7 protein-coding genes and 1 tRNA gene are annotated in these 8,312 nt (G+C 45.7%); 2 read left to right on the top strand and 6 right to left on the bottom strand.

The window, feature by feature from the left end; translation table 11 throughout:
- A partial coding sequence (locus VL525_RS22840) for a recombinase family protein (RefSeq protein ID WP_414684770.1) occupies positions 1 to 1,405 on the top strand: 1,405 nt, incomplete at its 5' end.
- Here VL525_RS22840 and VL525_RS14850 read toward each other — a convergent pair.
- The 5 genes from VL525_RS14850 to VL525_RS14830 form a co-directional block, all read right to left on the bottom strand.
- Positions 1,365 to 1,439 (bottom strand) — tRNA-Glu (locus tag VL525_RS14850). The two genes, VL525_RS22840 and VL525_RS14850, sit on opposite strands and share 41 nt — an antisense overlap.
- Positions 1,440 to 1,521: 82 nt before the next feature.
- Positions 1,522 to 2,421, bottom strand: a complete 900-nt coding sequence (locus tag VL525_RS14845; RefSeq protein WP_325387818.1) for an AraC family transcriptional regulator — start codon at positions 2,419 to 2,421, stop codon at positions 1,522 to 1,524.
- 74 nt (positions 2,422 to 2,495) lie between these two features.
- Complete coding sequence (locus VL525_RS14840) at positions 2,496 to 3,668, bottom strand: serine hydrolase domain-containing protein (protein WP_325387817.1); 1,173 nt, start codon at positions 3,666 to 3,668, stop codon at positions 2,496 to 2,498.
- A gap of 19 nt (positions 3,669 to 3,687) precedes the next feature.
- Positions 3,688 to 4,314: a response regulator transcription factor gene (locus tag VL525_RS14835; RefSeq protein ID WP_325387816.1), complete on the bottom strand. Its 627-nt coding sequence runs from the start codon at positions 4,312 to 4,314 to the stop codon at positions 3,688 to 3,690.
- A gap of 13 nt (positions 4,315 to 4,327) precedes the next feature.
- Entirely contained in the window at positions 4,328 to 7,315 is a 2,988-nt protein-coding gene (locus VL525_RS14830; RefSeq protein ID WP_325387815.1) for a ligand-binding sensor domain-containing protein, read from the bottom strand.
- A 134-nt stretch (positions 7,316 to 7,449) separates the two neighbouring features.
- Here VL525_RS14830 and VL525_RS14825 point away from each other — a divergent pair, with 134 nt between their 5' ends.
- Entirely contained in the window at positions 7,450 to 7,923 is a 474-nt protein-coding gene (locus VL525_RS14825) for an OsmC family protein (protein WP_325387814.1), read from the top strand.
- A gap of 77 nt (positions 7,924 to 8,000) precedes the next feature.
- Here the strand turns inward: VL525_RS14825 and VL525_RS14820 are convergent, their stop codons facing one another.
- Positions 8,001 to 8,309 carry a hypothetical protein gene (locus VL525_RS14820; RefSeq protein ID WP_325387813.1) on the bottom strand — a complete coding sequence of 103 codons (309 nt, stop codon included), beginning with the start codon at positions 8,307 to 8,309 and terminating at the stop codon, positions 8,001 to 8,003.
- Positions 8,310 to 8,312: the final 3 nt, after the last annotated feature.

The raw sequence follows: 8,312 nt of genomic DNA, 5'->3' as shown, positions 1-8,312 counted from the left end.
CCGGCCTGAATGGACAAAGCTTGTGAATATCCTTAAAAACAGGAAGAAAAAAGACCAGGACAACGTACTTTTCATCAAATGGGACAGGTTCAGCCGCAATATCGAATATGCCTACCAAATGATAGGAATTTTGCGCAGCCACAATGTTCAGGCAATGGCTATCGACCAGCCGATTGATTTCAAGATACCGGAAAGCACTGTAATGCTTGCAGTTTACTTAGCCGTTCCCGAATCTGAAAATTCAAGACGCGCCTTAAATACCATGACAGGTATGCGCCGCGCACGAAAAGCCGGACGCTGCGTATCAACTGCACCAAAAGGTTACCAGAACCTTTCCTATCCTGACGGCCGCAAGTACATTGCCCCTAAACAACCCGAGGCAGGAATTATGCAATGGATATTCAAAGAGCTATCTACAGGAAATTACAGCGGCGAACAAGTTCGTAAAATGGCTTGCGATAAAGGGTTTAAATGCGAACGGAATAATTTCTGGAAGATCATACGCAACCCAATATACTGTGGCATTATTGTCGTACCACCCTATGAAGATGAAGAAATGCAACTGGTCAGGGGATTACATGAACCGCTAATCTCCGAAAGTCTTTTTTACGAAGTTCAGGACGTTTTAAACGGGAATAAGAAAAAACCTGTAGTCAAGTTCGTTTCGAATGAAATGTTGCCATTAAGGGGCTTTTTAGAGTGTCCTGATTGTCACAGAATGCTAACCGGCAGCGCATCTAAAGGACGCCACGGTAAACACTTTCATTACTATCATTGTACGAACGGGTGCAAGTGTCGTTTCAAGGCTTCTACTGTCAACGACTATTTTGAAAACGATTTACTTAACTTTCAGATTAACCCGGCTACTGGTGATTTGCTTAAGCGTGTGATATTGGAAGTATACCAGTCTGATCGAAGGGATGATTTAGATGAACGCAAAACGTTGTTGGCTGAAATTGAACGCCAGGAAACGATGTTGTCAAACGCGAGAAAGCAAATTGCTGGCGGGGAGATCGATGCAGATGACTTTAAGGCTATTAAAGCGGATTGTAATAAAGCATTAATGTTGCTGGAAGGTAAACTGTCCAATTTGCCGAATAAAGGAGATAGCTTGAAAACCATTGAAAATTTGCTCGATATGGTCATTGTAAAGTTTTCTGATATACAAGGACGATTCAAACGCGCCCCAATTACAGAAAAACGCAAATTGATCGGTTCGATATACCCTAAAAACCTATGTTTTGATGGAACGGGACATCGAACCCCTTATATCAACGCGCCGCTTTCAATTATTATGCAGATTAACAGGCAGTTACAGGCAAAAAAGAAAGGGGAAAAGTACACTAAGTGTGACTTTTCCCCTCTGGTAGCCCGTAGGGGAATCGAACCCCTGTTTCAAGAATGAAAATCTTGCGTCCTAACCCCTAGACGAACGGGCCGTTCTTTCAAACGTGGGCGCAAATATAATAACATTGCCGAATATGACAATCCCGCTAAAGTAAAAATTGACAGGAAATTGGCTCAGGCAGCCAGTACGTTGCGGTACTTGAGGGGAGTGGTTTTGTAGCGTGTCCTGAAAAGCCTTATAAACGAGCTGGTGCACTTAAAGCCAACCATGTTGACGATCTCGTAGACGGGGTATTCGGTTTTAGTGAGCAATAATTGCGCACGTTGCAGACGCAGTTGTATCAGAAACTGGTGGGGCGACTGGTTATATGCCAGTTTGAAGGTGCGCAACAAGTGATTGACCGATAAACAGGCATGATCGGCCAGGCTATCCAGGTTAACGTTGCGGTTGTAATTAGCGTAAAGATATTCTTTTGCCAGGTTAAGCCGCCTCAGTATCTCAATCCTGGTGCTGTAGTGCAAAAAATTAAGTTTCCTGGCTTTGTTAAGTATCTCTTCCTTATATATCCTGAAATAGTTAAGCAGGCACTTGCAAAAATATTCATTCAGCATATCTTCATCATCACCGCCATTGTCCAAATATTCTTTCAAGAGCACTATGGCATGCTTCATTTCGGGCTTTAACGGATATATGGTTTCTATTAACTCTGACTGCAAGAGATTTTCATCGTCGTATTTGCCACCGAATATTTTATCTTTTGGCGCCAGTACATCGTTAAATTCATTTAAAAAATCGTCATCAAGACTGAGGGAAAACACGTTTACAAAGGTATCAGTCTCACTGTTTGCAGTAAACTGGGTACCCTTATTCAGCACAATAAATGAGTCGTGCTGCAGGGATAGGCGACGCCTGCCTATACTGCATATTTCGCTGCCGCCGAATACAAACCGCATAGTTAAATTGGTTGCGGTTTCAGGCGACGACTTCCAATTATAGTGACTTGTTATCTTGTTGCGGCTATCGAGTATCTTGATGTATTCCATGTTAAACAGGGTGATGAATAAGCTCAGCACAATTTACTAAGGTGACTTTAGCATATTATCACCCCATTGGGGGGATTTATCAATTAAATGGGTGATTTTGAGGCCTAATTGGCTTTCGGCTGCTCTTCAAATGTGGTCTTTGCCAGTTCCATCAGCACTTTCATAACCGAGACTTTCATGTTGCGGTAATCGCTGGTGTTGGTTTGCACTGCAAAAGCTATTTTGTATTGCGGGAAATAACACATTTCGGTCATGTACCCCGGGAAGAAGCCACTATGACCGTAGCTTATTCCGTATTTAGCGGATCGCCTGATGATGACACCAAGGCCGTATTTGGTGTTTTGCCCCAGCATTTTTGCCAATACGCCGTCTTCCATAACAGGCAGCATAGCCGGATCAAATGCTCTGCCCTCATAAAGCAGCTTCCCCCACTTCGCGAGGTCTTTGGTGGTAGAATAGATACCGCCGCCGGTCCACTCAAACTGCGGGTTGACAATAAATTCGCCATCGTCAGCTATTACTTCGCTCCGGCCGCCAAAATCATTGTTCTTTCCGGCGTAGCCCTGTACCAGGCCCTTCAACTTTCTTTTATCCGAAGGCTTTGTTTGTGCCAGGTGGAAAGGCTTCAACAGGCGCTGCTGCAGCATATCATAATATTTTTTGCCGGTCACCTGTTCCATTATCATAGCCAGTACGATATAATTGGTATCGGCATAATCCCAGCCTTCACCCGCTTTGAACGGCGCTTTCTCATCAAACACATAGGCCAGTTCCTCTTCCGGTTTCCATACTTTGTCCGGGTTGGCGGTAAGGTCTTTGGTAAATGCCTCCTTAAATTCGTAACGCATGATACCGCTGGTATGGTTCATCAGCATTTTGATGGTGATGTCATCCGCGTTGGGCAAGCGTTTGAACCATTCATAATGGCCGAGGTATTTGGATACCTTATCGTCCAGGCTAAACTTCCCTTCTTTGATCAGCTGCATAGCAATAGCCGACACATACGTTTTTCCAACGCTGCCCTGCATCATGTAGCTGTCGGTAGTCAAAGGTATATGGCGGATCGAATCAGCCATGCCAGACGCAACAGCAATGACGGTATTATCGGGCAAAACGATCCCGGCATTGAGCCCGGGGAATTTTCCGGCGATGCAAAGCGAGTCGAGTTTAGATTGCAATTTTTGTTTAAGGGCAGTGCTTTGCGCGAATGCGGTAACTGAAAAAAAGGCAAAGGCAAACAAAAGCCCGGCTTTCAATAGGTGATTAGGTTTTATCATGGGTTGAAATGGTTTTTCTTTATATCAGTTTATTTTCCTTAGCTGTTTTTATGGCGTCGGCCCTGGAGTTTACATCCAGTTTCAGGTAGATGTTCTTGATATGGCTGCGCACAGTTTCCAGGTCGATAAACAGATCCTTTGCTACCTGGCTGCGGCTTTTACCATCAGCAATTTGCTCGAGTATCTGCGTTTCGCGTTTTGAAAGCGGCGATTCCTGGTTTCGCTGGAATGATTTGATGACCATCCGGGCGATATTAACGCTCATCGGGCCGCCGCCGTCTTTTACCTCGCGAATGGATTCGACGATCTTTGAAGGAGCTGTGTTTTTTGTCAGGTATCCCGATGCACCATTGGCGAGCGCATCGAATATTGTCTTTTCAGATTCGTATACGGTAAGTATAAGGATATACGCATGCGGCAGCATTTTTTTTAGCTTCGGGATGGCTTGTATGCCGTTTGTGCCCGGAAGTTCGATATCCAGCAGGATAACGTCCGGCGAATCATCGCCTATTGTTTTCACCGCGTCATCAAACGATGCATAGCTTCGCACTACGGTATAGCCATCGCTCTGCCCGATCAGCAAAGCGTACCCTTCACGAATGATCTCGTCGTCCTCAATAATTACTATCCTGATATCCCTGCCCATTATCTTTCTGGTTTTAATGTGTTATTGCATTATTTATCCTGATCTTCAGATCAACCAAAGTTCCATGTCCCTTTTCTGATGAAATATTTATCTCGCCGCCGATCCGCCTGGTGCGGGTAACGATATTATTGATGCCCTGCCCTTTTGGCGATCCGTTCATCGAAAAACCGCAGCCGTTATCCTTAAGCGTCAGGTGCATCTCGTCTTTTTGCACATCATCCAGGTTAAGTATCACACGGGTGGCGTGCGCATGTTTTAGTATATTGTTCAGCAGCTCCTTAAATATCATCGGGATATTGCGGCTGTACTCCATTGGCAGCTTTACCTCGTTCAGCGATTCATCAATGCCGGTGAACTCAAACTCTACAGCGGTATCAAGGAAAAGCTCGCTGCCAAAATCTTTAATATGGTTCAATATTTCGTAAAGGTTATCGCTTTTGGGGTCAAGCGCCCACAGGATATCCCTGGTGCCATTATAAAGTGACGAGGCGTTTTGCTTGATCTGCTCCAGCAGTTTCTTCTGATCGGCCTGGTTGACATCCATTTTGGTATCCAATATCTCGGACAGCACGGTAATCCGGGTGAGTTTATTACCCAATTCGTCGTGGAAGTCCTCGGCTGTTTGCTGCCTTATTTTGAGGCTTTCTTCGCGCTTGGTGGCCTCTATCATACGCTGCCGGTTTACTTTGACCCGGTGCCTGTAGTTTTGGATAATGAAACCAATCAGGATAAAAAACGCTATCCCCGCCACCCTGAACCAAACAGTTTGATAAAATGCCGGCGTGATGGTAAACGAAAAGCTCGCGGTATTTGCCGAGCGGATCCCGCCGGATGAAATGGCCACTACCTGGAACGTATATTTTCCGGCAGGTAACGACGGATAATCCACTACGTCGTTTGTTATCGGGGTCGAATAGTTGGTGTCAAGTCCCTTTAATTTGTAACGATACGAGATGCCGTTGGGATCGCGCAGATCGACACCACGGAACCATATAGCCAGGTGGTTCTGGCTGTGCGACAGGATAGCGCCGTCCTTCAGCAGAACACTGGTTAGCCACCCATTTGCAGCGCCCTCTTTGGGTACCATCCTGGCCGACTGGATAATTACGTGGGGAGGCGCCACCCGTTCCTGTTTTGAATTTACGTCATAAATAATCGCACCCTTCGTAGTACCGATCCACACTTTGTGATCGGTGTATAAGCTTGCGTTCTGGTTCGATTCCAATATCAGGGATTTAGGGCTGCCATTGCCGGTAAGTGCGAACCGGTTCTTTTTCCTGTCGAATAGCAATTTGTTTACACCCCTACCAGTTCCGGCCCATATCACGCCATTTTCATCAGTCACCAGGCTGTAGATAGTATTCGAATTAAGCCCATCCTTTACACCATAATTTTTCATCTTGCCGGTGGCACGGTCCCAGGCAAATATGCCGCGATCGTCTGTACCGAACACCAAATAATTGCGGTATTTGAGTATGCAGAAAACGGCCGATGTCTTCACTTCGTTCACCGCAAAGTTTTTTGCTACTTCCTTATTTACAATAAGCGCGATGCCATCGTTAGTGCCCACCATCACCGAATCGCGCCCGAGGGTGGCGATAGCTGATGAAAAACGGTAATAATTGGCTACATGAAATAATTGCCCGTTCCGGTAATAGAAACAACCACCTGCCGTAGTTACCCATATAACGCCGCTGCTGTCTTCGGCAATACCGTTGATGGCGTAATTGGAAACCTCTTTGATCTCTTTCAGGGTTTTGTTATCATAGGTCCAAAGGCCTTCATGCGTGCCTATCCATAAAGTACCCTTACTATCACAATAAAGCGCCTGTATTCGCATCAGGGCCTGTTCTTTACCCGGCAGTTCTACCGGGTATAATTTTTTACCGTCATAACGCATCAAGCCGCCGCCGTCGATGCCTAACAGAACGTCGCCCTTTTTATCTTTAACGATGCCCATTACCACTTCATTAAAAGGCATACCCTGCGACCTGTCGAAAGTAATAAAGCGGTCGCCCTCATATTTATAAAGCCCATTGCCCTGCGTTGCAAACCAAAGGTTGTTGTCGGCATCGTTATAGATATCGGAAACGGCATTGTCTGATAACCCGTTCTGCGCGGTGAAATGTATCAGTTGGTGGTCCTGCAGGGAGTATACCCCGCTGCTGGTTCCGATCCAGAAATTATTATTGACATCCTGGGTTAAGCATAGCAGGTACGATTTAATGGATGATATCGCTTTGCTTTCAAAAGGCATTAGTTCGCCATCCTCTACTGTAAACAGCGCGGTATAAGTTTGCAGGTATATCCTGTGTTCTATCGTGCGGTCAAATACGATTTTAGAAACATAAAAAGATTTGTCGGCCGCCGGATAGTCGGCGATGTTGGTCCACTTGCCGCCATCGAGCAGGTAAAGCCCTTTGCGGTAAACGGAGGCATACAATCGCCCCGTTTTATCAATTGCGATAGTGGTCAATAACCTTTTGATGGTATCCTGCACCCAATGTTGCTGGGCCTTGTCACCCGCCATGCTGAACAGGCGGCCGCCGATAATGGCCCAAACTTTCCCGTTACCGTCCTGCACAATATTCCTGACACGTTTGTTTTCCTGGTTGGCTGGCAGTTTGATGACGGTCATCTTTCTGCCGGTCATTCTAACGAGGCCACTTTGCGTACCGAACCAGACATCGTTATTCTTATCGGACAGAACAACATTCACAAAATTGGTGGGCATACCGTTTTGCCGTGAAAAAGATACGAACTCCTTACCATCAAAGCGGCAGGCGCCGCCAAGCGTGGCTATCCAAAGCCGGTGCTGCTGGTCGAGCGTAAGATCGTTCACCTGCGACTGGATCAACCCGTCCTGTATATCATAATGGGTGAAGGTGTATTTTTGGGCATAGCAAACCGTGTTCGCCAGGATAAAAGCGATCAGGCAAGACAGGCGCAGGAGACCTGACGCTTTACCCCGGTAACAATTTCCCCTCAATATTTTTAACATGTATTGGTTTACAGCCCGCTTTTTTAAATCCAATATCAAATTACGCTTATTTAATGAATAAAAATGTCACCCCATAAGGGTGATTCATCAGCTGATGCTGAACTAAGTAAGTCAAAATATCGCTACAATTGCAAATGGAAAGATCACATACCTATAATTTAACCATAACCTGGACCGGCAACAAGGGCACAGGCACCAGCGACTACCGTGCCTACGACCGAAACCACATCATCAGGGCCGAAAATAAAATTGAGATTCCCGGCTCATCCGACCCTGCATTCAGGGGCGATAAAACGAGGTATAACCCCGAGGAATTTTTGGTATCGGCGCTATCTACCTGCCACATGTTATCCTACCTGCATGTTTGTGTGATGAACGGCGTGATAGTAACCGGTTATGTTGACCATGCCACCGGCACTATGGCCGAAACAGCAGATGGCGGAGGGCATTTTACCGAGGTGACGCTGAACCCTGTAGTTACGGTTAGGGATGCCTCCATGATTGCCAAAGCCAACGAACTGCATCACAAGGCCGGCGAGCTTTGCTTTATCGCCAATTCAGTTAATTTCCCGGTGAAGCATACGCCGATTTGTGTGGTGGAAGAATAATTCTCTGTCAAGTACCGACACAGACTTCATTTTTGGTACTAATGCTTCCATGGCACCTCATCAAAACTTTTGTGGTACTATTTGGGCGGGTAGGTGTGAAACGTACCCCATGCAAACTCATCACCATCTAATATTCGTTTAAGGAGCTTTAGTTTTTCAGCATTGTCCCGGTTACGTATTAATAAGTTATCTTCTCTTTCGATATACTCTACCTCAATGACTTTAAAGTCGAAGGACTCAAAGGATTCCGTTACTACAATCAGAAAATCATCTTTACTTAACGCCGAATATGCGACATTAACATATGCTCCTCCGGCGTCTCCTAAATCAGTATTGCCATTCACGGTTTCCACTCTCACTAATGCGAACCAAATATTTTTATTCATATT

The sequence above is a fragment of the Mucilaginibacter sp. genome (genome assembly GCF_035492695.1).
In the GTDB taxonomy this organism is placed as follows: Bacteria; Bacteroidota; Bacteroidia; order Sphingobacteriales; family Sphingobacteriaceae; genus Mucilaginibacter.
This window is presented reverse-complemented; position numbering and strand designations above follow the sequence as displayed.

Coding starts and splice junctions, on each gene's coding strand:
- VL525_RS14825 (WP_325387814.1), top strand. CDS start 7,450: ATGGAAAGATCACATACCTATAATTTAACCATAACCTGGACCGGCAAC.
- VL525_RS14830 (WP_325387815.1), bottom strand. CDS start 7,315: ATGTTAAAAATATTGAGGGGAAATTGTTACCGGGGTAAAGCGTCAGGT.
- VL525_RS14820 (WP_325387813.1), bottom strand. CDS start 8,309: ATGAATAAAAATATTTGGTTCGCATTAGTGAGAGTGGAAACCGTGAAT.
- VL525_RS14835 (WP_325387816.1), bottom strand. CDS start 4,314: ATGGGCAGGGATATCAGGATAGTAATTATTGAGGACGACGAGATCATT.
- VL525_RS14840 (WP_325387817.1), bottom strand. CDS start 3,668: ATGATAAAACCTAATCACCTATTGAAAGCCGGGCTTTTGTTTGCCTTT.